A 24248-nucleotide genomic window follows, 5' to 3' on the forward strand; every position below is an offset into this window, starting at 1 on the left:
CTGGGCTCTTCACGAAGTCTCTGCCGCTGTGTCTTCTTCCGTCCGTTCCGCTGCCCGTGTCCCGGCGCAGGCGGAGTCTCACGAAACGATTCCCGCACCGGAAACCCCCGAAACAGTCGAAACCGAAAAAAATACGCGCCGGCGTGCCGGTGGCTTCCGCTACCTCCTGGGCCGTAAGGCCACGGGGGACGGCGGCGACCACGCGCCGTGGCGTTCCCTGCGGTACCGCAGCATGCGCTGGTGGTCGGTGGCCAACCTGGTGTCCAACGCGGGCACCTGGATGCAGCTCACCGTGCAGAACCTGCTGGTGCTACAGCTCACCGGATCCGCGGCGGCCACCGGCCTGTCACTGTCCGTGCAGGCCGGGCCGGGCCTGGTCATGGGGCTGTTCGGCGGAGCCGCCGTGGACCGCTGGCCGCGCAAGCTCACCGCCGGACTGAGCCAGGCCGTCCTCGGCCTGGTCGCCTTCACCACCGCGGCGCTGGTCGCGACCGGCCAGCTCAACTACGGGCTGCTGATGGCGCTGGCCGCCGTCACCGGCCTGGTCGCCACGGTGGACGGCCCCGCCACCGCCCTGCTCGGCAACGATCTCGTGCGCCGGGAGGACGTGCCCTCCGCCATCGCGGTCGGTTCGCTGGTGCACAGCGTGGGACGCCTCGGCGGTACGGCGCTGGCCGGTGTCGCCGTCGGATTCCTGGGCACCGGGGCCGCGTATGCGGCCAACGGCGTGTCCTTCCTGTTCGTCGCGGCCGTCATTCCCTTCCTGCGGCCGGTCGGCGAGGCATTGCGAGCACCGGCCAAGTCCTCGCCGGCCACCGAGAAGGCGGTGGAGGCCGTGGGTGCACCGGAGGAGGAGATCGGCGACCGGGCCCGGGACGGGCTGGCGTTCTTCATGCGCCGGCCGCGCCTGGTCGCGCTGGCCGCGATCACCGGGCTGAGCGCGATCTTCGGCCGCAACTACCAGCTGACGCTGGCGGTCCTGGTCACCGGCCCGCTGGCCGCGGGTGCCGGGGCGTTCGGCACCGTCTCGTCCGTACTGGCGGCGGGCGGCATCGTCGGCGCGATCCTCGCCGCCCGGTTGCGCAACCCGTCGGTCAAGCTGGTCGGTGCGCTCGCCGCCGCCGGTGCGCTGCTCCAGGTCTTCGCCGGGCTGTCCCCGTCGCTGATCGTCCTGCTCGTCCTGGTGCTGCCCATGTCGGTGGTCGAGTCGGTCTCCGACACGGCCGGTACGACGGTGCTCCAGACGGACCCGCCCGCGAACATGCGGGGCCGGGTGCTGGGCGTGTGGCGCAGCGCGAGCACGGTGTGGGGCCTGGTGGCACCGCCGCTGCTCGGCCTGCTGATGGAGGTGGCCGGGGCCCGGGGCGCCCTGGTGGCCGGCGGTCTGATCATCGCGGTGGCGATCGGCGCGGGCGCCCTGCTGCGCTCCCGTGAGCGGATCGCCTGGCCGGCGCCGGCGCCGGTCCCCGCCGTGGCGGCGGAGTACCGGTCGGTGGCCTGAGCGGACCCGGCGGGCCGAGCAGACTGCCGCTCGGTGGCCCGAGGGCCGCTCCGGGGGCCGGCGGGACCACGCGTCCCGCCGGCCCCCGGCGGCTTTCACCGGCCGTGCGGGGTGCCGCGCACCGGTCCTCGCCTCTCCGGTTCCCGCCTCACCGGTTCTTGAATACGGCCTTCTCCACCTCGGCGGGGTTCTCGTAGCTCTTGCCCGGGATGTGGGAGATCTTGTCCATCATCCGGCGGTCCGCGTGGTTGCCCTCGGCGCAGGAGACCAGGTCATCCTTGCTCGCCGGGTAGTTCGCGCCCTTGAGTGCCTTCTGCAGCTCGATGGGGTTGGTGTCGCTCATGGGGTCCTCCGGTTACAGGGGGGTGGGGGGCGTCCGGCGGGCTGCCGGGCGGCCGCCCCTCCGGTACCCGGGCATTAACGGACTAATCGGACAGGTGTCCTGTGCGGGATTCCGTGCGGGACCCGTACGCCCCAGAACCCCGCCTCCGTACCGCCCCGCCCCCTCCACCAGCCCCTCCACCAGCCCCTTTGCCGCCGCCCTGGCGGCTCCCCGAGGTTTGCCGGGACTCCGGCGGGTACTCGCGTGCCTCGCCGGACAGCGAGCGGCGAGGAGGATCCCCCGGTGAGCCAGAAGAACATCTTTGTCCTCGGCATGGAAGAGGCCAACCTGCCCGCCCTGCACGACGTGCCCGACGCGGACCGGTACCGCTTCCATCCGCTGCTCACCATCAAGGAACTCCAGGTGGGCGAGGTGTCCGTACCCGACCTCCTGGACAAGGCGCAGCAGGTGCTGGACTCCTTCGACGGCAGCATCGACGCCATCGTCGGGTACTGGGACTTCCCGGTGAGCACCCTCGTACCGATCCTCGGCGAGCGCTACGGCACCCGCAGCACCAGCCTGGAGTCGGTCGTCAAGTGCGAGCACAAGTACTGGAGCCGCCTGGAGCAGGAGAAGGCCGTCGACAGCCACCCCCGCTTCGGCCGCGTCGACCTGCATACGGACACCCCGCGCCCGCCCGAGGGCGTCGGCTTCCCCATGTGGCTCAAGCCCGCCCTCGCGTACTCCTCGGAGCTGGCCTTCGGCGTCAAGGACGAGACGGAGTTCCGCGCGGCCGTCGACAAGATCCGCGAGGGCATCGGCCGCGTCGGCCGGCCTTTCGAGTACATCCTCGACCGGCTCGACCTCCCCCCGGAGATGGCGGACGTCGGCGGACAGGTCTGCCTGGCGGAGGAGGCGCTGTCCGGCATCCAGGTCGCGGTCGAAGGGTACGTACACGACGGCGAGGTCACGGTCTACGGAATCCTGGACTCCATCGACTACCCCGGCAGCTCGTCCTTCCTGCGCCACCAGTACCCCTCGACGCTCCCCGAGCCCCTCCTGCGCCGGCTGCGCGAGACCTCCGCCCGCGTCATGCGGCAGATCGGGATGCGCGAGGCGACGTTCAGCATCGAGTACTTCTACGATCCGCACACCGACGTGATCAACGTGCTGGAGGTCAACCCCCGGCACTCCCAGTCGCACGCCGAACTCTTCCAGTACGTCGACGGCGCCCCCAACCACCACGCCATGCTGCGCCTCGCCCTCGGCGAGGACCCGGCCATGCCGCACCGCAAGGGCCGCTACAAGACGGCCGCCAAGTGGTACTACCGCTGGTTCGCCGACGGCGTCGCCTGCGCGGTCCCCTCCCACGAGGAGATCGGGCGCATCGAGCGCGAGATCCCGGGCACGCGGATCCACGTGATTCCCGAGCCGGGCCAGCACCTGTCGGACATGGAGCAGCAGGACAGCTACAGCTTCGAACTGGCCCATGTCTTCACCGGGGGCGACAGTGAGGAGGAGCTGCGCGAGAAGTACGACCACTGCGTGGCGGCCCTGCACCTGGCCTGTGAGAAGGCCGCACCCGCCGGCCGGGACAGCTGAACCGGCCCGGCCAGCCGGCCGGCCCGCCCGGCCGCGCCGACCGCACGACAGCAAGGAGAAGGTCGCCCCATGCGCTTCGTGAGCAATCTGCCCTGCGCGACGACGGAGGAGGACCATGTCACCATCCCCGTCTCCGACGGCACCCGCCTGTCGGCGCGCATCTGGCGCCCCACGGCGTCCGACGAGGAACCGGTGCCGGCGGTGCTGGAGTACATCCCGTACCGCAAAGGGGACCTGACCGCCGTCCGCGACTCGATCCACCACCCCTACATCGCCGGCCACGGCTACGCCTGCGTCCGCGTCGACCTGCGCGGCACCGGCGAGTCGGAGGGGGTCCTGAAGGACGAGTACCTGGAACGGGAGCAGACCGACGCCGAGGACGTCCTCGCCTGGCTGGCCGACCAGCCCTGGTGCGACGGCAACACCGGCATGATGGGCCTGTCCTGGGGCGCCTTCGCCGCCCTCCAGGTGGCCGCCCGGCAGCCCGAGAGCCTGCGCGCCATCGTCATCGCGTCCTTCACCGACGACCGGTACGCCGACGACATGCACTACATGGGCGGCCAGCTGCTCTCCGACAACCTCGCCGAGGCGGGCACCATGTTCGCCTACGCCACCTGCCCGCCCGATCCGGCCGTGGTCGGCGGCCGCTGGCGCGAGATGTGGCGCGAACGCCTGGAACACACCGCGCCGTGGGCCCTGAACTGGCTGCGCCACCAGCGCCGCGACGATTACTGGCGGCACGCCTCGGTCTGCGAGGACTACAGCTCCGTACGCTGCCCGGTGCTCGCCTCCAGCGGCTGGGCCGACGGGTACTCCAACGCCGTGACGCGGCTGCTGGGCAATCTCGGCGTACCGCGCAAGGGCCTGATCGGCCCCTGGTCGCACAAGTTCCCCCATCTGGGCGAACCCGGGCCCGCGATCGGCTACCTCCAGGAAGTCGTGCGCTGGTGGGACCACTGGCTCAAGGGCGTCGACAACGGCGTCATGGACGGGCCGATGCTCAGCGCCTGGATGCAGGACAGCGTGCCGCCGTCCACGTCCTACGAGACCCGGCCGGGCCGCTGGGTCGGTGAGCCGGAGTGGCCCTCCCCGCACATCCGCACCGCCGCCCGCCCGCTCTTCCGGCACCGCATCGGCGCCGACGGCGAGGAGTGCGGTGACCGCGGCTGCGGCGTGCTGACCGTGCAGTCGCCGCTGTCCGTCGGCCAGTTCGCCGGCAAGTGGGCCTCGTACAACGCGCCGCCGGACCTGCCGTACGACCAGCGAGAGGAGGACGGCGGCTCGATGGTCTTCGACAGCGACCGGCTCACCGAACGTGTGGAGATCCTCGGCTCGCCCACCGTCGAACTCGACCTGTCGGTCGACGAACCGGTCGCCATGGTCGCCGCCCGCCTCTCCGACGTGGCCCCCGACGGCCGGGCCACCCGCGTCACCTACGGGGTGCTCAACCTCGCCCACCACGAGACGGTCGGCGAGCCGGAGCCCCTGGAGCCCGGCCGGCGCTACCGGGCCACCATCCAGCTCAACGGCGTCGCCCAGGCGTTCCCGCCCGGCCACCGCATCCGGCTGTCGCTGTCCACCTCGTACTGGCCGCTGGCCTGGCCGCCGCCCCGGCCCGGCATGCTCAGCGTCCACGAGGGCAGCAGCACCCTGACCCTGCCGGTACGGCCGACGACCGAACCGGACCGGCTGCCCCCGCGCCCGTTCGGCGAGCCGGAGGGCACCCGGCCGCTCACCACCGCCCAGCTGACCCCGCCGGAGGAGCGCTGGGAGGTCAAGCGTGACCTGGTCGGCTACAACTCCGAGCTGGAGATCGTCAAGGACCGCGGGCTGACGCGGCTGGAGGACACCGGCATGGAGGTCGGCCGGCGCGCCTACGAGCGGTACGCCACCGTCGCCGACGACTTCACCTCCGCCACCGGCGAGACCCTGTGGACCATGCGCTTCCGGCGCGGCGACTGGGACGTACGGGTGGTCACCCACCAGAAACTGCGGTGCTCCGATAAGGAGTTCCACATCGACGCCACCCTGGACGGCTACGAGAACGACCGCCGCGTCTTCTCCCGCACCTGGAACGAGACGCTGCCGCGCGACTGCCTGTGAGAGGGGTTACGGTCGGCCCGTGCGCCTGCTGCTGATGTCCGACACCCACCTGCCCAAACGCGCCAAGACCCTGCCGCCGGAGCTGCTGGAGCAGGTGGCGCGCGCCGATGTCGTCGTGCACGCCGGGGACTGGGTGGACACCGCCACCCTCGACCTGCTGGAGGAACGCTCCCGCAGACTGCTCGGCGTGTACGGCAACAACGACGGCCCGGACCTGCGCGCCCGCCTGCCGGAGGTGGCGTACGCCGAACTCGGCGGCCTTCGCTGGGGCGTGGTCCACGAGACCGGCCCCAAACAGGGCCGCGAACGCCGCTGCGCCGCCCAGTACCCCGACCTCGACGTGCTCGTCTTCGGCCACAGCCACATCCCCTGGGACACCACGACGGACGACGGCCGCCTGCGCCTGCTCAACCCCGGCTCACCGACCGACCGCCGACGGCAGCCGTACTGCACGTACTTGACGGCGGGCGTCACTTCGGGCCGGCTCACGGACGTGGAACTGCACCGGCTGCCGCCGCGCGGCTGATGGGGCGCCCGGTTACGCCACCATCGCCGGCACACCCCGCCACCGTGCCTCCTCGTACCGCTCGGCCAGCAGCCGGGCCACCTCCGGCGCCGGTCCCAGGACGTCGGCGAGGACATCGGCACCGGCCTCCTCGGCGCCGTGTGCGATGCGGTCCGGGAGGCGGCCGGGGGCGATGACGTACGGGGCCACGGCCACCCGTTCGGCGCCCTCGGCCCGCAGGGCCCGTACGGCGTCGGCCGTGCGGGGGAGGGAGGCGGAGGCGAACGCAGGCCGCACGGCGTACCAACCGGTGGTACGCCGCCACTCCCGCGCGATTTCAGCGATCACTGCGATCGCCTCCGGGTCGGAGGAGCCCGCCGAGGCCAGGACGACCCCGGTCGAGCGCCGGTCGCCGGGCCGTAGCCCGGCCTCGGACAGCCGCCGTTCCAGGGCGGCGGTCAGCAGGGGAGCGGGGCCGAGGACATCGGCCTGGCGCACCGTGAGGCGGGGCAGCCGGGCGGCGGCCTCCCGCAGTACCGCCGGGATGTCCGTCTTGGCGTGGAACGCGCGGGTGAGCAGCAGCGGCAGGGCCACCACGTCCCGCACGCCGTCCGCCGCCAGCCGCTCCAGCGCCCGGGGCACACTCGGTGCGGTGAAGTCGAGGAAGGCGACCTCGACGCGCAGGCCGGGCCGCAGTGCCCGTACGCGCGCGCAGAGCGCGGTGACGGCCGCCGCGTGCCGTGCGTCGCGGCTGCCGTGGGCGATGACGAGGAGGGCGGGTCGGGCATCCACGGTTCAGCTCTTCACCAGCAGGCCGCGGCTGCGCAGCACCCGCCGCTCGATCGGCGCGAAGATCAGCAGCTCGATGCCGATGCCGACGATCAGGATGAGGAGGATGGCGGAGAGCACCCAGGACATGTCCTGGAGTTCGCGGCCCTGTTCGAGGAGCTGGCCGAGGCCGGTGCCCAGGTCGGCCGCGTTGACGATGAGTTCGGCGGCCATCAGGGAGCGCCAGGAGAACGCCCAGCCCTGCTTGAGTCCCGCGAGGTAGCCGGGCAGCGCGGCGGGCAGCAGGACGTGCCGTACGCCGGTCAGTCCGCGCGCGCCGATCGTGCGGCCCGCCCGGAGGTAGAGCGGCGAGATCTGGTCGACGCCGGCGACCAGGCCGTTGGCGATCGAGGGGACCGCGCCGAGCAGCACCACCGCGTAGATCGTGGCGTCGCTCAGCCCGAACCAGATGATGGCGGCGGGCACCCAGGCCACCGAGGGGAGTGACTGGAGGCCGCTGAGGATGGGCCCGATGGCGGCCCGTACCGGTTTGACCCGGGCGACGAGCAGGCCGAGCGGCGTACCGATCGCGACCGAGGCCAGGAAGCCGAGCGCGCCGCGCGACACGCTCGTCCAGACGTAGTCGAGCAGGGTGCCTTCGAGCCACTTGTCCTGGAGCGAGCGGGCCACGTCGACCGGGCTGGGCAGCAGGTAGTGGTCCTTCAGCTCGAAGTGGTAGGCGAGCTGCCACAGGCCGAGGACGAGGACGACGGCGACGACCGGCGGCACGGCCTTGGACGCCAGCGTCCGCAGCCAGGGCTGGCGGTCGGTGACGGTGGTGTCCAGGGCGTCCAGGCCGGCCTCCAGCCCGGCGAGGTCGGCTGCGCCGTCCGGCTTCGTGCCGGCGGGGGCGTCCTCGGCGGCGGAAGCCGGTGCCGCGTCGGCCGCGGGTCCGTCGGTGGTGCCGGCGGCCTCGGCGGCCGTCCCGGTCTCAGTGCTGGCCATGGCGGCGGATCTCCCCACGGAGCTGTTCGGTGATCTCTACGGAAAGGTCGGCGACCGCCGCGTCCTCGATGCGCCGAGGATGCGGGATGTCCACGGTCCACTCGCGGGCGATCCGGCCGGGCCGGGAGGACAGCAGCACCACCCGCTGGGCGAGCCGCACCGCCTCCCGGACGTTGTGGGTGACGAACAGGACGGACAGGCCGCCGCTGCCGGAGGCGCCGTCGTCGGCGTCCCGCCAGATGCGGGTCAGCTCGTCGTGCAGCACATCGCGTGTGATGGCGTCGAGTGCCGCGAACGGCTCGTCCATGAGAAGGAGTTGACTGTCCTGGGCGAGTGCGCGGGCCATCGCGACCCGCTGTCGCATGCCGCCCGACAGCTCGTGCACCCGCTTGCCGTACGCGCCTTTGAGCCGTACGAGTTCCAGCAGCCGCTCGGCCTCGCCCCGGCGTTCCGCGCGCGGCACCCCGCGCAGCCGCAGCGCCAGTTCGATGTTGCGGCCCGCGGTGAGCCACGGGAACAGCGCGTGCTCCTGGAACATCAGGGCGGGCCGGCCGCCGGGTGTCTCGATGCTGCCCGCGGAGGGTTCGTCGAGCCCGGCGACGAGGTTGAGCAGCGTCGACTTGCCGCAGCCCGACGCCCCCAGCAGGCAGACGAACTCGCCCGGCGCGACATCGATGCTGATGTCGTCCAGTACGTGCTGCTGCGCGCCGGGGCGGCCGAAGGACTTCGAGACGTGGTCGATGCGAGCGGCGTACGAGGCGGTCGCGCCGCCCGTGTCCGCCGGGGCGGACGGCCGGCTGCCGGGCTTGCTGAGCGTGGTGGTCGTCATCGGTGTCACCTCCTGGAGATGCGTGCGGCGGGACTATTCGCTGCCGAGTCCGGCGTCGTCGACCGCCGGCTTGCCCTCGGCCTTGAGCACCTTGTTGAGCAGCGTGAGGTCGTAGATGCCCTTGAGGGAGGGCTTCTTCAGCAGGCCGGCCCGGACGGCGTGGTCCGCCTCCAGCCGGAGGGTGGCGGCCAGCGGGTCGTCGGTGACGTCGGTGTTGCGGAACGCCGGATCGATGACGTCGGGCGGCAGCGCCTTGCCGGCCGTGGCGGCCAGCTTGTCGTTGAGCGCCTGCTTGGCCTCGGCCGGGTGGGTCCTGATGTAGGTGTTGGTCTTGACCGAGCCGCGCAGCACGGCCTCGACGGCCTTCGGGTGCTCCTTGAGGAACTTCTGCGAGACGATCACGTTCGTGATGACGAACTTGCCGTCCTTCCACAGCTTCTTCTCGTCCAGCAGCACCTTGCCGCCCTCGGCCACCAGCTTGGAGGCGGTCGGCTCGGGCACCCACGCGGCGTCGATGCTGCCCTGCCGGAAGGCGACCGGGGCGACCTTGTTCTCGGTGCGCTGGACGGTCACGTCGCCCTTGCCCGTCGTGGCATCGACCTGGTAGCCCTTCTCGGCCAGGTAGTTGAGCAGCGCCACGTCCTGGGTGTTGCCCAGCTGGGGGGTGGCGATCGTCTTGCCCCTGAGGTCGTCCAGGCTCTTGATCTTCTTCGGGTTGACCACGAGCGAGACGCCGCCGGACGCCGAACCGGAGATGATCTTCAGGCTCTTGCCCTGGGAGGTGGTCCAGCCGTTGATGGCGGGGGACGGGCCGATCCAGCCGATGTCGATGGCGCCGGAGTTCAGCGCCTCGATCTCGGCCGGGCCCGCGTTGAAAACCGACGGCGCGAACTTCGTGCCGCCCAGCTCCTTCTGGAAGAAGCCCTTCTTGTCCCCGACCAGAGCGGTGGCGTGCGTGGTGTTGGCGAAGTAACCGACCTTCACCTGGTCGAGGCCGTCGGTCTTCGGGCCCTTCGCCGCGACCGCGCCCTGGTCGTCCTGCTTGGCGCGGGAGCCGTACCCGCAGGCGCCCAGTACGCCGGTCAGCAGAGGGACGATGGCGAGGGCCGCCAGGAGGCGGTGGCGTACGGCAGGCACGGGAGGGGATCCTCTCGGAGGGCCGGGCGGCGACCGCCTACGGCGGGCCCGGCAGAGCGGTGGAATGTCGGACAAGGACAAGGGACGGGCGGCGGTGCGTCATCGGCGCACACATCGCCCGACGCTGCCCTGGCCGCTGTTCAGGGCGCCTCCCCCATACTTCGTACGGGGGGACCCCCAGCCGATCCGGCCGCCTTCCTTCGCGAAGGTCGAGAAGGCGTCAGCGAAGGTTGCGAGGGCGTCCGGGGCCAGGGGACCGGTCATCTCAGAAGTCCCATTCCGCGTCGTCTTCGGCGGCGACCGCCGCCACGGCCCCGGCCGCCTCGGCGAACGCGAACCCGGCCATCCCCGCGGTCAGCGTGGTGCCGTCCGCCGGGTCGATGAGCAGGAACGATCCGGTGCGCCTGGAGTCGGCGTAGGCGTCCAGCGCGAGCGGCTCGGCGGTGCGCAGCACGACCCGGCCGATGTCGTTGGCGGCCAGCTCGCCGGGCGCCGGGTGCTGGGAGAGGTCGTCCAGCGTCAGCCGGGAAGGGATGTCCTTGACGATCGCCTTGACCGTGCGCGTGGTGTGCTTGAGCAGCACCCGCTGGCCGGTCCTCAGCGGCCGGTCGGCGACGTGGCAGACGGTCGCCTCGACGTCGCGGGTGGTGACGGGCGGGGCCGCGGCCGGGGTGATCAGGTCGCCGCGCGAGATGTCCAGGTCGTCGGCGAGGCGTACGGTCACCGACTGCGGCGCCCAGGCCACGTCCACCGCCTCGCCCAGGACGTCCAGCGCCTCGATCGTGCTCGTACGGCCCGAGGGCAGCACGGTCACCGCCTCGCCGACGCGCAGCACGCCGGAGGCGATCTGGCCCGCGTAACCGCGGTAGTCGGGCAGTTCGGGGGTCTGCGGGCGGATGACGTACTGCACCGGGAAGCGCGCCGGGTCCTCGGACGGGTCGGCCACGACCGGGACGGTCTCCAGGTGCTCCAGCACGGTCGGGCCGCCGTACCAGTCCATGTTCGTGGACGGGGTCACGACGTTGTCGCCGGCCAGCGCCGAGATCGGGATCGCGGTGATCTCCGGTACGCCCAGCGAGGCGGCGTACGTCGTGAACTCCTCGGCGATCGCCGCGAATACCGGCTCCGCGTAGTCCACCAGGTCCATCTTGTTGACGGCCAGGACGACGTGCGGGACGCGCAGCAGCGCGGCGACGGCGGCGTGCCGGCGGGTCTGCTCCACGACACCGTTGCGGGCGTCGACCAGCACCACGGCCAGCTCGGCGGTGGACGCGCCGGTGACCATGTTGCGGGTGTACTGCACATGTCCCGGGGTGTCGGCGAGGATGAACCGCCGCCGGGGCGTGGCGAAGTAGCGGTAGGCCACGTCGATGGTGATGCCCTGCTCCCGCTCGGCCCGCAGGCCGTCGGTCAGCAGCGCCAGGTCCGGCGTCTCCTGCCCGCGGCCCAGCGAGGCCCGTTCGACCGCTTCGAGCTGGTCGGCCAGGACCGACTTGGAGTCGTGCAGCAGCCGCCCGACCAGGGTGGACTTGCCGTCGTCCACCGATCCCGCGGTGGCGAAACGCAGCAGCGAGGTGGCCGCCGTACCGGTCGCATCGACCGGGTCCACCGGATCGACAATCGTGCTCATGGTTAGAAGTACCCCTCGCGCTTACGGTCCTCCATGGCGGCCTCGGACAGCTTGTCGTCGGCCCGGGTGGCGCCCCGCTCGGTGAGCCGGGAGGCGGCGATCTCCGCGATGACGGCCTCGATGGAGGCCGCGTCGGAGTCGACGGCGCCGGTGCAGGACATGTCCCCGACGGTGCGGTAGCGCACCTGCCGCGTCTCGACGGTCTCGCCGTCCTTGGGGCCGCCCCACTCGCCGGGCGCCAGCCACATGCCGCCCCGGGCGAAGACCTCGCGCTCGTGGGCGTAGTAGATGGCGGGCAGTTCGATCTTCTCGCGGGCGATGTACTGCCACACGTCCAGCTCGGTCCAGTTCGACAGCGGGAAGACGCGCACGTGCTCACCGGGGGAGTGGCGGCCGTTGTAGAGCTGCCACAACTCGGGGCGCTGGCGGCGCGGGTCCCAGCCGCCGAACTCGTCGCGCAGCGAGAACACCCGCTCCTTGGCGCGCGCTTTCTCCTCGTCCCGGCGCCCGCCGCCGAACACCGCGTCGAAGCGGTTCGACTCGATGGCGTGCAGCAGCGGCACGGTCTGGAGGGGGTTGCGGGTGCCGTCGGGACGTTCGCGCAGTTCGCCGCGGTCGATGAAGTCCTGGACGGAGGCGACGTGCAGCCGCAGCCCGTGCCGGGCCACCGTACGGTCCCGGTAGTCGAGCACCTCGGGGAAATTGTGGCCGGTGTCGACGTGCAGCAGCGCGAACGGCACCGGTGCCGGCGCGAACGCCTTCAGCGCCAGGTGCAGCATGAGGATCGAGTCCTTGCCGCCGGAGAAGAGGATCACCGGCCGCTCGAACTCGCCCGCCACCTCGCGGAAGATGTGCACCGCCTCGGACTCCAGCGCGTCCAGGTGGCTGAGCGCGTACGGGTTGTCGGCGTCGCCGGTGTTCCCGGCGCTCGGGTTCACGGCAGCGGCGGTCGTCATGCCAGTCCCCTCTCGGTGAGCAGCGCGTGCAGCGCCGCCGCGGACTCCTGCACGGTCCGGTCGTGTGTCACCAGGCGCAGATCGGGTGATTCGGGGGCCTCGTACGGGTCGTCGACGCCGGTCAGCCCGGAGATCTCGCCCGCCGCCTGCTTGGCGTACAGGCCCTTCACGTCCCGCTCGGAGCACACCTCGACGGGCGTGGCCACGTGGATCTCCAGGTACGGCGTGCCCTCGCGCTGGTGGCGCTTGCGCACCGCCTCACGGGAGTCCGCGTACGGGGCGATCACCGGTACCAGCGCCTTGACGCCGTTGCTCGCCAGCAGTTCGGCGACGAAGCCGACGCGCTGCACGTTGGTGTGCCGGTCCTCGCGGCTGAACCCCAGTCCTGCCGAGAGGAACTCGCGGATCTCGTCGCCGTCCAGCACCTCGACGCGGTGGCCCTCGCCCCGCAGCCGCTCCGCCAGCGCGTACGCGACCGTGGTCTTGCCGGCACTGGGCAGTCCGGTCAGCCACACCGTGGCGCCCGTCATCTTTCGCTCCCGAAGGTCCGGTATCTCTGCGGTGTCCGGCTCCTGACGGCCGGACGCCCCGGGGCCGCTCATCCGTGCAGCCCGCATTCGGTCTTGTTGCTGCCGGCCCAGCGGCCGGCCCGCGCGTCCTCGCCCGCCAGCACCCGCCGGGTGCAGGGCGCGCAGCCCACCGAGGCGTAGCCGTCCAGCAGCAGCGGGTTGGTGAGCACGCCGTGCTCGGCGACGTACGCGTCCACGTCCTGCTGCGTCCAGCGCGCGATCGGCGAGACCTTCACCTTGCGGCGCCGCGTGTCCCAGCCCACCACGGGGGTGCCGGCGCGGGTCGGCGACTCGTCGCGGCGCAGCCCGGTCGCCCAGGCGTCGTAGTCGGTCAGGCCCTCTTCGAGGGGTTTGACCTTGCGCAGGGCGCAGCACAGGTCCGGGTCGCGGTCGTGCAGCTTCGGGCCGTGCTCGGCGTCCTGTTCGGCCACCGTCCGGCGCGGCGTGAGGGTGATGACGTTGACGTCCATCACCTCGGCCACCGCGTCCCGGGTGCCGATGGTCTCCGGGAAGTGGTAGCCGGTGTCCAGGAAGACCACGTCGACGCCGGGGAAGGCGCGCGAGGCCAGGTGCGCGACGACCGCGTCCTCCATGGAGGAGGTGACGCAGAAGCGCTTGCCGAAGGTCCCGGCGGCCCAGGTGAGGATCTCCAGCGGGGAGGCGTCCTCCAGGTCGCGGCCCGCCTGCTCGGCGAGTGCGGCCAGTTCGGGCTCGGTACGTTCCTGAGGTGTCGTCATGTACTGCTGCTCCCTTGGCGGTTGTCGTGCTGCCGGGCCGGGGCGGCGACACCCTTGGCCAGCAGTCCGAGGAACGAGAGCCGGAACGCGCGGTTGCACGCCCCGCATTCCCACGAGCCGTGTCCCTCCTCGGAGGGGCGCAGGTCCTCGTCCCCGCAGTACGGGCAGTAGAACGGCGCGGCCCGCCCGCTCACTTCAGCGCACCCTCTTCCGCGCGGGCGGCCCAGGTGGCGAACCGCTCGCCCTCTTCGCGCTGCTCCTGGAAACGGGTGAGCACCCGCTCGACGTAGTCGGGCAGTTCTTCGGCGGTGACCTTCAGGCCGCGGACCTTGCGGCCGAAGCCCGCCTGGAGGCCGAGGGCGCCGCCCAGGTGCACCTGGTAGCCCTCGACCTGGTTGCCGTCGGCGTCCAGCATCAGCTGGCCCTTGAGGCCGATGTCCGCGGTCTGGATGCGGGCGCAGGCGTTCGGGCAGCCGTTGATGTTGATGCTGACCGGCTCTTGGAAGTCCGGCATCCGGCGCTCCAGTTCGTCGATGAGCGAGGCGCCGCGCGCCTTGGTCTCGACGATCGCCAGTTTGCAGAACTCGATGCCGGTGCAGGCCATCGTGCCGCGCCGGAAGGGTGAGGGCCGGACCTGGAAGTCCAGCGCCTCCAGCCCCGCGATCAGCGGCTCGACCTGGTCCTCGGCCACGTCGAGAATGATCATCTTCTGTTCGACGGTGGTGTTCAGCCGGTCCGAGCCGTGCGCCGCGGCCAGTTCGGCGATCTTGACGAGGGTGGCGCCGTCCACCCGGCCGACGCGCGGCGCGAAGCCGACGTAGAACCGGCCGTCCTTCTGGCGGTGCACGCCCACGTGGTCGCGCCAGCGCGAGCTGGGCTCGGCGGGCGCCGGACCGTCGGCCAGCTTCCGCTTGAGGTACTCGTTCTCCAGCACCTCGCGGAACTTCTCCGGGCCCCAGTCCGCCATCAGGAACTTCAGTCGGGCGCGGTTGCGCAGCCGCCGGTAGCCGTAGTCGCGGAAGATCCCCACGACACCGGCCCAGGCATCGGGCACATCCGCCAACGGCACCCACGCGCCCAGCCGTTCACCGAGCCGCGGGTTGGTGGACAGGCCGCCGCCCACCCACACGTCGAAGCCGGGCCCGTACTCGGGATGTTCGACGCCCACGAACGCGACGTCGTTGATCTCGTGGACCACGTCCTGCACCGGCGAGCCGGAGATCGCCGTCTTGAACTTCCGCGGCAGGTTGGAGAATTCCTTGCTGCCGATGAAGCGCCGCTCGATCTCCGCGATCGCCGACGAGCCGTCGATGATCTCGTCGGCGGCGATGCCGGCGACCGGCGAGCCGATGATGACGCGCGGGCAGTCGCCGCACGCCTCGGTCGTCGACAGCCCCACGGACTCCAGCTTCTCCCAGATCGCAGGGACGTCCTCGATGCGAATCCAGTGCAGCTGGATGTTCTGCCGGTCGGTGATGTCCGCGGTGCCGCGCGCGTACTCCTGGGAAACCTCGCCGATGGCCCGCAGCTGCGCGACGCTCAGCCGTCCGCCGTCGACGCGGACCCGCAGCATGAAGTGCTTGTCGTCCAGCTCCTCCGGCTCCAGGACCGCGGTCTTGCCGCCGTCGATCCCGGGCTTGCGCTGGGTGTACAGGCCCCACCAGCGCATCCGGCCGCGCAGGTCGCTGGGGTCGATCGAGTCGAAACCGCGCTTGGCGTAGATCGTCTCAATGCGTGTCCGCACATTGAGACCGTCGTCGTCCTTCTTGAACTGCTCGTTGCCGTTCAGCGGAGTGAAGTGACCCACGGCCCACTGGCCCTCACCGCGGTGGCGTCCGGCCTTGCGGCGGGTCGTGGCGGAACCGGTTCGTTCGGGGGTGGCGGCCATGGCGGTATGTCCTTCTGGGCGGCTCGGTGAGGGCGGGGGCGGGCAGCGGCAACCCCACCGTGACCTGCGAGGACGCGCCTCGGCGCGGAGTGGCGCGAGGTGCTGGAATGAGGGTGTCCGGGGCAGGTCGGATCAGGGGTGCCCGCGCGTCCGCGACGATGGGGACGGCGAAAGAGATGACGTTGCTGAGACTGTCAGCCCGCCGGACAGATGGCGCTGGACATGCGGCCGAGGTCGACGTGCCGCCGACTCACCAAGGCAATTCCAGCTGTAGACATGACGGAAGCGTGTCATGGCGCTCTTGAGCCAGTCCACCGTCTTCCAGGATATGGACAGGACTGTCCCGCATACCGAGAAACTGTGGTGTCGGTCACGCCGCGGGAGGGTGGGGGCCGTGGTCCCCACCCTCCCGCTTTTCCGGCTTATCGGCAGAAACCGCCGCGTTCGGTCAGGCGCCCGGCCACGGACCCGGAGCCGCCACCTCCGCCTCTTCGGTCTCCTGTGTCGCGCACACCCGGAATCCGCGCCGCCGGTAGTTGTCCAGCGCGTGCGGACCGTCCTTGCTGCACGTGTGGACCCACACCCGGCGCGTCTTGTCCCGCTCCGGCCACCGCTCGGCCAGGTCCCACGCGCGGGCCGTCCCGTACGACAGCAGGTGCCCGCCTATGCGCCGCCCGCGGAACGCCGGCAGCAGGCCGAAGTAGCTGATCTCGACCACCCCTTCGGGCTGCGCGTCCAACTCCACGAACCCGGCCGGTGTGTCCCGCTCGTACGCCACCCACGTCTCCACGCCGGGCCGCCCGAGGAACTCCTCCCACTGCCCGTACGACCACCCCAGCCGGTCGGTCCAGGTGATGTCCCCGCCGACGGACGTGTACAGGAACCGGCTGAACTCCGGCGAGATCACCTCTGCCCGGGCGATCCGGACCCGCTGCTCCTCCGGGGGAGCGGCGGCGGTGGCGAGGTCGTCGGGCGCGGTCTGTTCGAGGTACCAGGTGGTCACGGTGAGCGTCATGGGGCCAGCACATCACAGGCCCCTCGCCTGCCGGGAGGCCGTCCCGGTACGGGGCCGGGCCGCCCGCCGCACAGCACCGCGTCCGCGATGCGGTCCACCTGGTCCGGGCCGGTGGCCCAGCAGTAGAGCATCACCTCGTCGGCGCCGACGGCGCGGAAGACGGCCACCGCGTCACGGACCCCGCGTTCCGTGGTGAGCAGGTTCCCGGCGACGTGGTCGGTGTGCCGGAAGTCGCCGTAGTACGCGCGAACCTCGCGCCGGGCCTCGTCGAGGACGGGCTCCGGGCCGAGCGCCACGTTCACCTGGGCCGCCAGCCGCGGCCGGCCGGGCCGGTCCGCCGCGTCCCGGGCCTCCTCCACGTCGCGGAACAGCCCGTCCATCATCGACGCGGACAGCGCGGCGCCGAGGAAGCCGCCGCCCCAGCGGGCCACCCGTCGGAACACGGCCTGCACGAAGCCGCCGAAGAGGACTTCCGGCCCGCCGGCACGGGCAGGTGCGGGGCCGACCGGGCCGGCACCCTCGCGGTACGGCTCACCGGCCCAGGCCGCCCGCAGCCGGGACATCCGGCCGTCCAGCCGGCGGCCGCGGGTGCTCATGTCCACACCCACTGCCGCGTAGTCGTCCGCCCGCCCAGCCCGATGCCGAGTGCGAAGCGCGCGTCGGAGAGCAGGCCGAGGGGGGCGGCCTGCTTGGCGAGCAGCGCGGTGCGGTGCTCGCGAAAGGTCGTGTCGCCTGCTCGCCCGGCCGCACGCGCGCCATGGCGTGGGCTGCTCCCGTTCTGCGACGTCCTCCTGGGGAGCTGATGTTCGAAGCGGTGCCAGGTCAGCCGAGGGGCTCGGGCGGCCGCACCGTATTCACGGGGCGGAGGCGGCGTACGGGGCGGGGCCCGCGCACCGAACGGCGTCCCCGCCCGCGCACCGTACGAGGTCCCGGGCCCGCGCCCCCGTCACGCGTGCCGCGCCGCCACCACCGCCGGCGCCGTCGAATGCGGCAGCAGGTCCACCGGGCGCGGCGGCAGGCGCAGTTCCACGTCCACCCCGTCGGCGAAGCGGTACGGGCGGTGCGCCAGCACGCTCGCCAGATGGCGGCGCAACCGGGACAGCTCGGCCCGTACCGTGACCGTACGGGCGCGGTCCCCGAAGAGATCCTGCGCCAGGTCGGCCGCGCTGCGCCCCTCCGGCCGGTGTGCCAGCACGAACAGCACCTCAGCGTGGCGCGGACTCAGCTCGTGCGTCCAGCTGCCCGCCGGGCCGGTGACCGTGACCGCCGGCCGGGTGCGGCTGCCGAGGTCCAACAGCACCCGGCTGGCCCGGGGCTCCTCACCCTGCGGCGCCCCGACGCGGATCAGCCAGCCGCCGGGCAGCGGCTCCAGCGTGCACATGCCGTACCGCGGCAGCCACAGCGGCCCGGCCCCGGGGGACTTGGGCAGCGCGACCCGGTCCGGCGGGGCCAGCCCGACGACCGCCGCCGTCCAGCCGTCCCTGTCGACGGCCAGCGCCTGCCCGCCGAGCCGGGCCAGGACGGGCGCGGCGCTCGCCCGCAGCCGGTCCAGCGACCCGTGGTGCCGTTCGCGCAGCTCGCTCTCCGCGAGCCGGGCCACCGCGGAGACCAGCGACAGGGTGCTCGGGTGGAAGGTGTGCGCCGGGCCGCTCACGTCCACGATGCCCAGCAGCCGCCCGTCGCGCGGATCGTGCAGCGGCGCCGCCGCGCAGGTCCACCGGTGGTGGGTGCGGACGAAGTGCTCGGCGGAGTGCACCAGGACAGGGCGGCGGGCCACCAGCGCCGTCCCGATGGCGTTGGTGCCGACGACCTCCTCGGTCCAGTCCGCGCCCTTGTCGAAACCGTGCCGGTCGGCCATCCGCCGGACCGGCGCGCAGCCCTCCCGCCACAGCACCCGGCCCTCGGCGTCCGTGATGACCATGATCTGCTGGGCGGCGTCCGCGGCCGGCAGCAGGCCGCTGTTGAACAGCGGCAGCAGCGACGCGAGCCGGGAGCTGTGCCGCCGGTGCTCCAGCTCCTCGACGGTCAGCGGCCGTTCCCTCCGGTCCCGGTCCGGATCGACGCCGCGGTCCAGCGCCCGGCGCCAGGACTCGCAGATCACGGCACGGGGCGCGGTGGCCGTCCGGCCGCCGCAGAGCGCGGCCTCACGGAGGGAGGCGAGCCGCCGCGTCGTCTCGTGTACCTCCTGGGCCGACCGGATACCCATGTCGCTCGGTCTGTCGCTCACGCTCTTCTCTCCGTCGTGCACTGTCCGTGGGTTGCCGCCCATGGTGCCGTCACCGGGACGGTCCGAACGCGGGATTGCGTCAATTGGTTGCAACCGGCTGCAACTGTTGTGGCGTATGACGGCGGCGAGGAAGGTGACCGGCAGGCCGAGAGGGGGCGACGTCACGGTGCGGCGTCCTCGCCGGATGCCGGCCGGACGCCACCCAGAAGGACGCCGACGGCACGGCGCCGCGACCATGGGTGGCGGAACAGACTTCGCGGGCCGGTCCCAAGGACCGGTCCGAGACCGGGGAGCGGCGCCGGGTCGGCGCGGCACCGCTCCCCGCCCACACGGTGGCGGGCCCCGGACCCCGCCCCCCCCTCTTGAGGGAACGGGGCCCGCCACCGCGTACCTCACCGCGCCACCGCGTACCTCACCGCGCCACCGCGTACCTCACGGTGCTGCCACCGGCCGTGCCCGCTCCACGATCGCGCGCAGGGCGAGCGTGTGCGGCAGGGTGCCGAAGGAGGCGCCGTGGTCGGTGCCCAGGCGCGAGGCGCAGAACGCGTCGGCGACCTCGGGCGGCGCGTACCGGACGAGCAGTGCGCCCTGCAGGACCAGCGCCATCCGCTCCGCCAGCCGCCGGGCGCGGGCCTCGATGCCCTCCAGGTCGGCCAGTTCGGTCAGCAGCCCCTTGATCGCGCCGTCCAGCCGGTGGTCGGCGCCCCGGGCCGTACCGATCTCCGTCAGGAACGCGTGCAGCGCCGGCGGTTCGCGGCGCAGCGCCCGCAGCACGTCCAGGGCCTGGATGCTGCCCGACCCCTCCCACACGGAGTTCAGCGGCGACTCGCGCAGCAGCCGCGGCATTCCGGACTCCTCCACGTACCCGTTGCCGCCCAGGCACTCCAGCGCCTCGGCGGCCACCGGGGTGCAGCGCTTGGTCACCCAGTACTTCGCCGCCGGGACCGCCAGCCGCAGGAAGTGGCGCTCCTGCTCGGTGTCCGCGTCGTACGCCGCCGCCAGCCGCAGCGCCAGCGCCGTGGCCGCCTCCGACTCCAGCGCCAGGTCGGCCAGGACGTTGCGCATCAGCGGCTGGCCGGCGAGCGGCTTGCCGAACGCGTGCCGGTACGCGGTGTGGTGCAGCGCCTGCGCCACCGCCTGCCGCATCACCGCCGCCGAGCCCGTCACGCAGTCCAGCCGGGTCGCCGCGACCATCTCGATGATCGTGGCGACCCCGCGCCCCTCCTCACCGACCCGCCGCACCCACGTCGCGCCGTCGAACTCCACCTCGGCCGACGCGTTCGCGCGGTTGCCGAGCTTGTCCTTGAGGCGCTGGATGCGGAAGGAGTTGCGGCTGCCGTCGGGCAGTACCCGGGGCAGCAGGAAGCAGGTGAGGCCGTCGTCGTCCGCGCGCCCCGCCGCGTCCCCGGACGGCGTCCGCGCCAGCACCAGGAACGCGTCCGACATCGGCGCCGAACAGAACCACTTGTGCCCCGTCAGCACGTACTCCCCGTCACCGGCCAGCGGCTCGGCAACGGTCGTCACCGCCCGTACGTCACTCCCGCCCTGCTTCTCCGTCATCGCCATCCCGGCCAGCGCGCCCGGCTTCTGCGCCACCGGCCGCAGCCCCGGCTCGTACACCCGCGAAGTCAGCAGCGGCTCCCACTCCGCCGCCAGCTCCGGGTCGGCCCGCAGCGCCGGCACCGCCGCGTGCGTCATCGACAGCGGACAGCCGTGGCCCGCCTCGGCCTGCGTCCACACCAGGAACCCCGCCGTACGCCGGACGTGCCCGGCCGGCCGCGACCAGGCGTCGGTGAGCCCGGACGAGACGGCGTGCCCCAGCAGCCGGTGCCACGCCGGATGGAACTCCACCTCGTCCACCCGGTGGCCGTAGCGGTCGTGGGTACGCAGGACGGGTGGATTGCCGTCGGCCAGCGCGCCCCAGCGCTGCGCGTGCGCGGAGCCCGCCGCGCGCCCCAGCTCGCCCAGCTCACCCCGCACCTCGTCCCGCAATCCGGGCGGGACATGCCGCGCGACGCCCTCGGTGAGCGCCGCGTCCGCCGCGAAGACGTCGTACCCGACCAGCGGCGGAGGCTGGTTCGTGACCGTATGAGTGGTGGCTGCCATGGCAGCTACGGTAAGGAGGTGCAGCCAGTGAAAGAAGCAGCGCAGCGGCCGTCCGGCCGTCTGCACAGGGCCCGCGTCCTGTACCGCAACGTCTCCAAACGCCGCCTCGCCTGGCTGCTGCTGAAGGACACCGTCAACTCCTGCATGGAGTACCGCGTCACCGGACTCGCCGCCGAGGCGGCGTTCTTCTGCCTGCTGTCGCTGCCGCCGCTGCTCCTCGGCTTCATCGGCCTGCTCGGCTACATGGAGCCCTGGATCGGCCAGGAGACCATCGACCACATCCGCGAGAACATCCTCAGCGCGTCCGACACGCTGCTGTCCAGCAAGGGTGTCAACGAGATCGCCCGGCCGCTGCTCGACGACATCTTCACCGGCCGCCGCCCGGACGTCATCTCCCTCGGCTTCGCGATCGCCCTGTGGTCCGGCTCCCGCGCGCTCAACGTCTTCGTCGACACCATCACGATCATGTACGGCCTGGACGGGCGGCGCGGCATCGTCCGGACCCGGCTGCTCGCCTTCGTGCTCTACCTGGCCGCGCTGGTGGTCGGCGCCGTGGCGATGCCGCTGATGGTGGTCGGCCCGGACACCGTCGTCAGCTGGATGCCGGCGAGCGAGACCGCCATCCGCATCCTGTACTGGCCGGTCGTCCTCATCCTCTCCGTCGCCTTCCTCACCACCCTCTACCACGTGTCCGTGCCCGTACGCTCACCCTGGCGCGAGGACATCCCCGGCGCGGTCGTCGCCCTCGCCATGTGGGTCCTGGGCAGCCTCCTGCTGCGCGTCTACCTCACCCAGACCGTGGAAGGCCCCACCATCTACGGCTCCCTCGCCGCACCCGTCGCCGTCCTCCTCTGGATCGGCGTCTCCGCCTTCGCGGTCCTGGTCGGCGCGGCCATGAACGCCGCCCTCGACCGCGTATGGCCCTCGGTCGCCACCGCGGCGGGCCGCGCCGAGAAGGAACGCCGGGCCCGCGAGGTGGCCGCGGCCCAGCGCTCCGCCCTCGCCGCTGTCGGCCTGACCGGCCGGGCCCCGGAGGAAGCCGCCCCCGAACCGGACGACGACGAGGACGAGGACACCGAGGACGACGACACACCGCCCCCGTCCGAATACCCCGAACGCTGGGCGGACTTCCTGCCGCCGGCCGACATCCGGATCCGGCTGCGCACGTACGCGAAGCGGCCCCGGCGGCGCTGAGGGGGCGGCGCCATGACCTGGCCGGGCCCCGTCCGGTCAGACGCGGGTCAGCCGCCCTTCGAACAGCGCCCGCAGCCGCTCGACGTCGGCGGTGCGGGCCGCACCGCGCTTGGGCAGGATCGTCATGTCCGTGACGTTCCGGTCCCCGCCCAGGAGCACGAACGCCCGCGGCGTCTCGGCATAGCGGTTCACCGCCTGCCAGGTGAGCACGCTGGACCGCTGCTGGTTCGTGACGGTGACGCCGTTCTCGTCCACCACCGCCCGGAAGTCCCCCATCGCCTCGGTACGCCGGTGGAACTGCCGGGCCAGCAGCCGGGGCATCCCCAGCCGCACCGCCAGCAGCACCGGCGCGAGAACCGCCAGGCGCACATCCACGGCCCCGTCGGCCACCCAGGTCCAGACCAGTACCACCAGCACCAGCGCAGCACCCCCGAGCATCAGCCACGATTGAAAGCGCGCAGCAGGCATGGCCCGCGTCCGCGCCCGCAGCCCCTCACGAAAGTCCTCGGCCGTCATCCGGTACGCAAGCTCGATGCCCGTTCCGGTCCGTGATTCGCCGGACATTTGTCCCCCTCGCATATGAAAAACCGGACGAAAGCTTATCGTCCGGATATAGGTGCGTCATTTGCCGGGGGTGGGCGGAGCTGAGCGATCACCCGTCCCGGATCACTCGCGCACGGTCGGAGACCACGCGCCGAAAAGCCCGCGGTGGGTCCGGCCGCTGTGGCGCAGTGCCCACTGCTCGGCGGAGTCCTGGTCCTCCTGGGGGCCGGACTCGATGACGACGCGCTGGTGACGCCGCACCTCGCCCGCCCGGTGGGACACGATTCGCCGCTGCTGCACCTGCGCAGGCAGGAGCGGGGTGGGATGTTCGACCGGTTTGTCGAGCACGCCGAGGAATTGTGGGGACGGGGGAGCGGCGTGGCCGTGCAGGGCGGGGCGGGGTGGCCTCCGTGTGGTGAATTCGGGTGATCGGGGGCGTGGGGCGGTGGTGATGGGCGGTGGGGCGGCGGGTGGGTGGCGCATGGTGTTTTCCGGGGGTGGGGAATTCGCTGCCTTTTGTCGGGAGAGTCGTGCATCCGATGCTGATTTCGTTGGCCGCACCGGGGGCCGTGGCGCTCATCGTGGTGGCGGTCGTGCTGGCGGCGGCGCGGGATCTGGAGAACGCCCGGCGGAGGCGGGAGCGGCTGCGCCAGCGTGGTGATCATGGATCGGCTCGTGCGGGGCAGGAGGTGAGCGAGCAGCCGTAACCGCCCCGCCGAAGCGAAGGAGCCCCGCCTGTGGCCGCATCCACGGGAGTTGACGAGCCGTCGGGCCGCCCGCGCGCCCGTACGTACCCGATGCGGCGGACGGTCTTCGTCCTGGCCGTGGTCGGCGCCCTCGTGTGCGGCGGTTTCCTCGCCGTCCGTGAGGTGGCCCGGTGGGCGGCGGAACACCCGGGGCCGGCCCTGCTCGTGGGCGGGGCCGCCCTGCCGTTCGTCCTGGCCCTGCTGGTCGTGGCGGTGCGCGGCATGCCTCGCCTGCGTGAATTGCGGCGGGCGGCCCGGGAGGGGAAGGCGGAGGCCGAGGCCGAGGTGGCGGCGGCCGCGGAGGGAGCCGCTCCGGCCGCCGTGGCGGACACCGAGCCGGTCGTCACGGCGGGCTCCGCCCCGGCTGTCGTGGCCGGCCCCGTGCCCACGGCCGTCGCGTGGAGCAGCGTCGAGGACTTCCTCGCCATGGACGCGGACGCCTTCGAGCAGGCGATAGCCCGCCTCTGCGAACGCGACGGCTGCCGGGACGTCCAAGTCGTCGGCGGTGCGGGGGACCTGGGCGCGGATGTCCTGGCCACCACGTCCGACGGCCGGCGGATCATCATCCAGTGCAAGCGTTACTGCCCGACGAACAAGGTCGGCTCCCAGGACATGCAGCGCTTCGGCGGCACCTGCTACACGGTGCACGGGGCCGAGATCGCGGCCGTCGTCACCACCAGTGCCTTCACCGAACCCGCCACCGAATACGCCGACACCTGCGGCATCCGCTGCTTCGACGGCGAACGGCTGGTGGCGTGGTCGAACGGCGGCGGCCCGACGCCTTGGGGGTGACGGCCGTGACGGTGCGGACGCCCGGCCCTCGCCGGGCGGCCCGGCCGGACGCGGGCCCGGAATTCCCTCGCCC

General features: G+C 72.5%; 24 protein-coding genes and 1 pseudogene. 8 read left to right on the top strand and 17 right to left on the bottom strand.

Annotation, left to right across the window (positions count from 1 at the left end; genetic code table 11):
* The first annotated feature begins 232 nt into the window (after nt 1-232).
* Complete coding sequence (locus ACZ4Z1_RS32140) at nt 233-1501, top strand: MFS transporter (RefSeq protein ID WP_468490181.1); 1269 nt, start codon at nt 233-235, stop codon at nt 1499-1501.
* A 148-nt stretch (nt 1502-1649) separates the two neighbouring features.
* Here the strand turns inward: ACZ4Z1_RS32140 and ACZ4Z1_RS32145 are convergent, their stop codons facing one another.
* Complete coding sequence (locus ACZ4Z1_RS32145; protein ID WP_468490182.1) at nt 1650-1844, bottom strand: DUF2795 domain-containing protein; 195 nt, start codon at nt 1842-1844, stop codon at nt 1650-1652.
* A 312-nt stretch (nt 1845-2156) separates the two neighbouring features.
* Between ACZ4Z1_RS32145 and ACZ4Z1_RS32150 the strand changes: the two genes are divergently transcribed.
* The 3 genes from ACZ4Z1_RS32150 to ACZ4Z1_RS32160 all read left to right on the top strand — a co-directional run bounded on the left by ACZ4Z1_RS32150 (nt 2157) and on the right by ACZ4Z1_RS32160 (nt 6054).
* Entirely contained in the window at nt 2157-3425 is a 1269-nt protein-coding gene (locus tag ACZ4Z1_RS32150) for an ATP-grasp domain-containing protein (protein ID WP_468490272.1), read from the top strand.
* Nucleotides 3426-3494: 69 nt separating this feature from the next.
* Nucleotides 3495-5528: a CocE/NonD family hydrolase gene (locus ACZ4Z1_RS32155; protein ID WP_468490183.1), complete on the top strand. Its 2034-nt coding sequence runs from the start codon at nt 3495-3497 to the stop codon at nt 5526-5528.
* A 19-nt stretch (nt 5529-5547) separates the two neighbouring features.
* Complete coding sequence (locus ACZ4Z1_RS32160; protein ID WP_468490184.1) at nt 5548-6054, top strand: metallophosphoesterase family protein; 507 nt, start codon at nt 5548-5550, stop codon at nt 6052-6054.
* A gap of 12 nt (nt 6055-6066) precedes the next feature.
* Here the strand turns inward: ACZ4Z1_RS32160 and ACZ4Z1_RS32165 are convergent, their stop codons facing one another.
* The 15 genes from ACZ4Z1_RS32165 to ACZ4Z1_RS32235 all read right to left on the bottom strand — a co-directional run bounded on the left by ACZ4Z1_RS32165 (nt 6067) and on the right by ACZ4Z1_RS32235 (nt 20900).
* A complete protein-coding gene (locus ACZ4Z1_RS32165) occupies nt 6067-6825 on the bottom strand; it encodes a sirohydrochlorin chelatase (RefSeq protein ID WP_468490185.1) in 759 nt (252 codons plus the stop codon).
* A gap of 3 nt (nt 6826-6828) precedes the next feature.
* A complete protein-coding gene (locus ACZ4Z1_RS32170) occupies nt 6829-7806 on the bottom strand; it encodes an ABC transporter permease (RefSeq protein WP_468490186.1) in 978 nt (325 codons plus the stop codon).
* The gene (locus tag ACZ4Z1_RS32175) at nt 7793-8635 is read right to left on the bottom strand and encodes an ABC transporter ATP-binding protein (RefSeq protein WP_468490187.1); all 843 of its coding nucleotides are present in this window, start codon (nt 8633-8635) and stop codon (nt 7793-7795) included. The genes ACZ4Z1_RS32170 and ACZ4Z1_RS32175 overlap by 14 nt, the downstream gene beginning before the upstream one ends.
* A gap of 33 nt (nt 8636-8668) precedes the next feature.
* A complete protein-coding gene (locus tag ACZ4Z1_RS32180; protein WP_468490188.1) occupies nt 8669-9772 on the bottom strand; it encodes an ABC transporter substrate-binding protein in 1104 nt (367 codons plus the stop codon).
* A gap of 265 nt (nt 9773-10037) precedes the next feature.
* Complete coding sequence (locus ACZ4Z1_RS32185) at nt 10038-11402, bottom strand: sulfate adenylyltransferase subunit 1 (protein ID WP_468490189.1); 1365 nt, start codon at nt 11400-11402, stop codon at nt 10038-10040.
* Between the two features lie 2 nt (nt 11403-11404).
* Entirely contained in the window at nt 11405-12358 is a 954-nt protein-coding gene (gene cysD, locus ACZ4Z1_RS32190; protein ID WP_468490190.1) for a sulfate adenylyltransferase subunit CysD, read from the bottom strand.
* A complete protein-coding gene (gene cysC / locus ACZ4Z1_RS32195; RefSeq protein WP_468490191.1) occupies nt 12355-12888 on the bottom strand; it encodes an adenylyl-sulfate kinase in 534 nt (177 codons plus the stop codon). Before cysC ends, cysD begins: the two co-directional genes overlap by 4 nt.
* A 68-nt stretch (nt 12889-12956) precedes the next feature.
* Nucleotides 12957-13664: a phosphoadenylyl-sulfate reductase gene (locus ACZ4Z1_RS32200; protein ID WP_468490192.1), complete on the bottom strand. Its 708-nt coding sequence runs from the start codon at nt 13662-13664 to the stop codon at nt 12957-12959.
* The gene (locus ACZ4Z1_RS32205; protein WP_468490193.1) at nt 13661-13858 is read right to left on the bottom strand and encodes a hypothetical protein; all 198 of its coding nucleotides are present in this window, start codon (nt 13856-13858) and stop codon (nt 13661-13663) included. Before ACZ4Z1_RS32205 ends, ACZ4Z1_RS32200 begins: the two co-directional genes overlap by 4 nt.
* Nucleotides 13855-15552 (bottom strand): nitrite/sulfite reductase, encoded by a 1698-nt coding sequence (locus tag ACZ4Z1_RS32210; protein WP_468490194.1) that lies wholly within the window; start codon nt 15550-15552, stop codon nt 13855-13857. Before ACZ4Z1_RS32210 ends, ACZ4Z1_RS32205 begins: the two co-directional genes overlap by 4 nt.
* A 194-nt stretch (nt 15553-15746) precedes the next feature.
* Nucleotides 15747-15830 (bottom strand): putative leader peptide, encoded by an 84-nt coding sequence (locus tag ACZ4Z1_RS32215; protein WP_312024626.1) that lies wholly within the window; start codon nt 15828-15830, stop codon nt 15747-15749.
* A 170-nt stretch (nt 15831-16000) separates the two neighbouring features.
* Complete coding sequence (locus ACZ4Z1_RS32220) at nt 16001-16567, bottom strand: GNAT family N-acetyltransferase (protein WP_468490195.1); 567 nt, start codon at nt 16565-16567, stop codon at nt 16001-16003.
* Complete coding sequence (locus ACZ4Z1_RS32225) at nt 16564-17163, bottom strand: hypothetical protein (RefSeq protein WP_468490196.1); 600 nt, start codon at nt 17161-17163, stop codon at nt 16564-16566. Before ACZ4Z1_RS32225 ends, ACZ4Z1_RS32220 begins: the two co-directional genes overlap by 4 nt.
* A gap of 350 nt (nt 17164-17513) precedes the next feature.
* Complete coding sequence (locus tag ACZ4Z1_RS32230; RefSeq protein ID WP_468490197.1) at nt 17514-18794, bottom strand: GAF domain-containing protein; 1281 nt, start codon at nt 18792-18794, stop codon at nt 17514-17516.
* Nucleotides 18795-19226: 432 nt separating this feature from the next.
* The gene (locus tag ACZ4Z1_RS32235; protein ID WP_468490198.1) at nt 19227-20900 is read right to left on the bottom strand and encodes an acyl-CoA dehydrogenase family protein; all 1674 of its coding nucleotides are present in this window, start codon (nt 20898-20900) and stop codon (nt 19227-19229) included.
* Nucleotides 20901-20918: 18 nt separating this feature from the next.
* On the opposite strand from ACZ4Z1_RS32235, the gene ACZ4Z1_RS32240 reads away from it, so the two are divergent.
* Nucleotides 20919-22094, top strand: coding sequence for a YihY/virulence factor BrkB family protein (locus ACZ4Z1_RS32240; protein ID WP_468490199.1), 1176 nt, complete (start codon nt 20919-20921; stop codon nt 22092-22094).
* A gap of 36 nt (nt 22095-22130) precedes the next feature.
* Here ACZ4Z1_RS32240 and ACZ4Z1_RS32245 read toward each other — a convergent pair whose 3' ends face one another.
* Entirely contained in the window at nt 22131-22532 is a 402-nt protein-coding gene (locus ACZ4Z1_RS32245; RefSeq protein WP_468490200.1) for a YcxB family protein, read from the bottom strand.
* 339 nt (nt 22533-22871) lie between these two features.
* Between ACZ4Z1_RS32245 and ACZ4Z1_RS32250 the strand changes: the two are divergent.
* From ACZ4Z1_RS32250 to ACZ4Z1_RS32260, 3 genes and pseudogenes are all read left to right on the top strand, one after another.
* Nucleotides 22872-23066, top strand: a pseudogene (locus tag ACZ4Z1_RS32250) (hypothetical protein); the annotation flags it as partial.
* Between the two features lie 110 nt (nt 23067-23176).
* Complete coding sequence (locus ACZ4Z1_RS32255) at nt 23177-23344, top strand: hypothetical protein (RefSeq protein WP_468490201.1); 168 nt, start codon at nt 23177-23179, stop codon at nt 23342-23344.
* Nucleotides 23345-23374: 30 nt separating this feature from the next.
* Complete coding sequence (locus tag ACZ4Z1_RS32260) at nt 23375-24175, top strand: restriction endonuclease (protein WP_468490202.1); 801 nt, start codon at nt 23375-23377, stop codon at nt 24173-24175.
* Nucleotides 24176-24248 lie beyond the last annotated feature (73 nt).

This window comes from Streptomyces sp. NPDC030165 (genome assembly GCF_055573595.1).

Coding starts and splice junctions, on each gene's coding strand:
- ACZ4Z1_RS32155 (WP_468490183.1), top strand. CDS start 3,495: ATGCGCTTCGTGAGCAATCTGCCCTGCGCGACGACGGAGGAGGACCAT.
- ACZ4Z1_RS32210 (WP_468490194.1), bottom strand. CDS start 15,552: ATGGCCGCCACCCCCGAACGAACCGGTTCCGCCACGACCCGCCGCAAG.
- cysD (WP_468490190.1), bottom strand. CDS start 12,358: ATGACGACCGCCGCTGCCGTGAACCCGAGCGCCGGGAACACCGGCGAC.
- ACZ4Z1_RS32245 (WP_468490200.1), bottom strand. CDS start 22,532: ATGCTCGGGGGTGCTGCGCTGGTGCTGGTGGTACTGGTCTGGACCTGG.
- ACZ4Z1_RS32185 (WP_468490189.1), bottom strand. CDS start 11,402: ATGAGCACGATTGTCGATCCGGTGGACCCGGTCGATGCGACCGGTACG.
- ACZ4Z1_RS32170 (WP_468490186.1), bottom strand. CDS start 7,806: ATGGCCAGCACTGAGACCGGGACGGCCGCCGAGGCCGCCGGCACCACC.
- cysC (WP_468490191.1), bottom strand. CDS start 12,888: ATGACGGGCGCCACGGTGTGGCTGACCGGACTGCCCAGTGCCGGCAAG.
- ACZ4Z1_RS32140 (WP_468490181.1), top strand. CDS start 233: ATGCGCTGGTGGTCGGTGGCCAACCTGGTGTCCAACGCGGGCACCTGG.
- ACZ4Z1_RS32220 (WP_468490195.1), bottom strand. CDS start 16,567: ATGACGCTCACCGTGACCACCTGGTACCTCGAACAGACCGCGCCCGAC.
- ACZ4Z1_RS32200 (WP_468490192.1), bottom strand. CDS start 13,664: ATGACGACACCTCAGGAACGTACCGAGCCCGAACTGGCCGCACTCGCC.
- ACZ4Z1_RS32215 (WP_312024626.1), bottom strand. CDS start 15,830: ATGTCTACAGCTGGAATTGCCTTGGTGAGTCGGCGGCACGTCGACCTC.
- ACZ4Z1_RS32255 (WP_468490201.1), top strand. CDS start 23,177: ATGCTGATTTCGTTGGCCGCACCGGGGGCCGTGGCGCTCATCGTGGTG.
- ACZ4Z1_RS32150 (WP_468490272.1), top strand. CDS start 2,157: ATGGAAGAGGCCAACCTGCCCGCCCTGCACGACGTGCCCGACGCGGAC.
- ACZ4Z1_RS32145 (WP_468490182.1), bottom strand. CDS start 1,844: ATGAGCGACACCAACCCCATCGAGCTGCAGAAGGCACTCAAGGGCGCG.
- ACZ4Z1_RS32235 (WP_468490198.1), bottom strand. CDS start 20,900: ATGGCAGCCACCACTCATACGGTCACGAACCAGCCTCCGCCGCTGGTC.
- ACZ4Z1_RS32225 (WP_468490196.1), bottom strand. CDS start 17,163: ATGAGCACCCGCGGCCGCCGGCTGGACGGCCGGATGTCCCGGCTGCGG.
- ACZ4Z1_RS32175 (WP_468490187.1), bottom strand. CDS start 8,635: ATGACGACCACCACGCTCAGCAAGCCCGGCAGCCGGCCGTCCGCCCCG.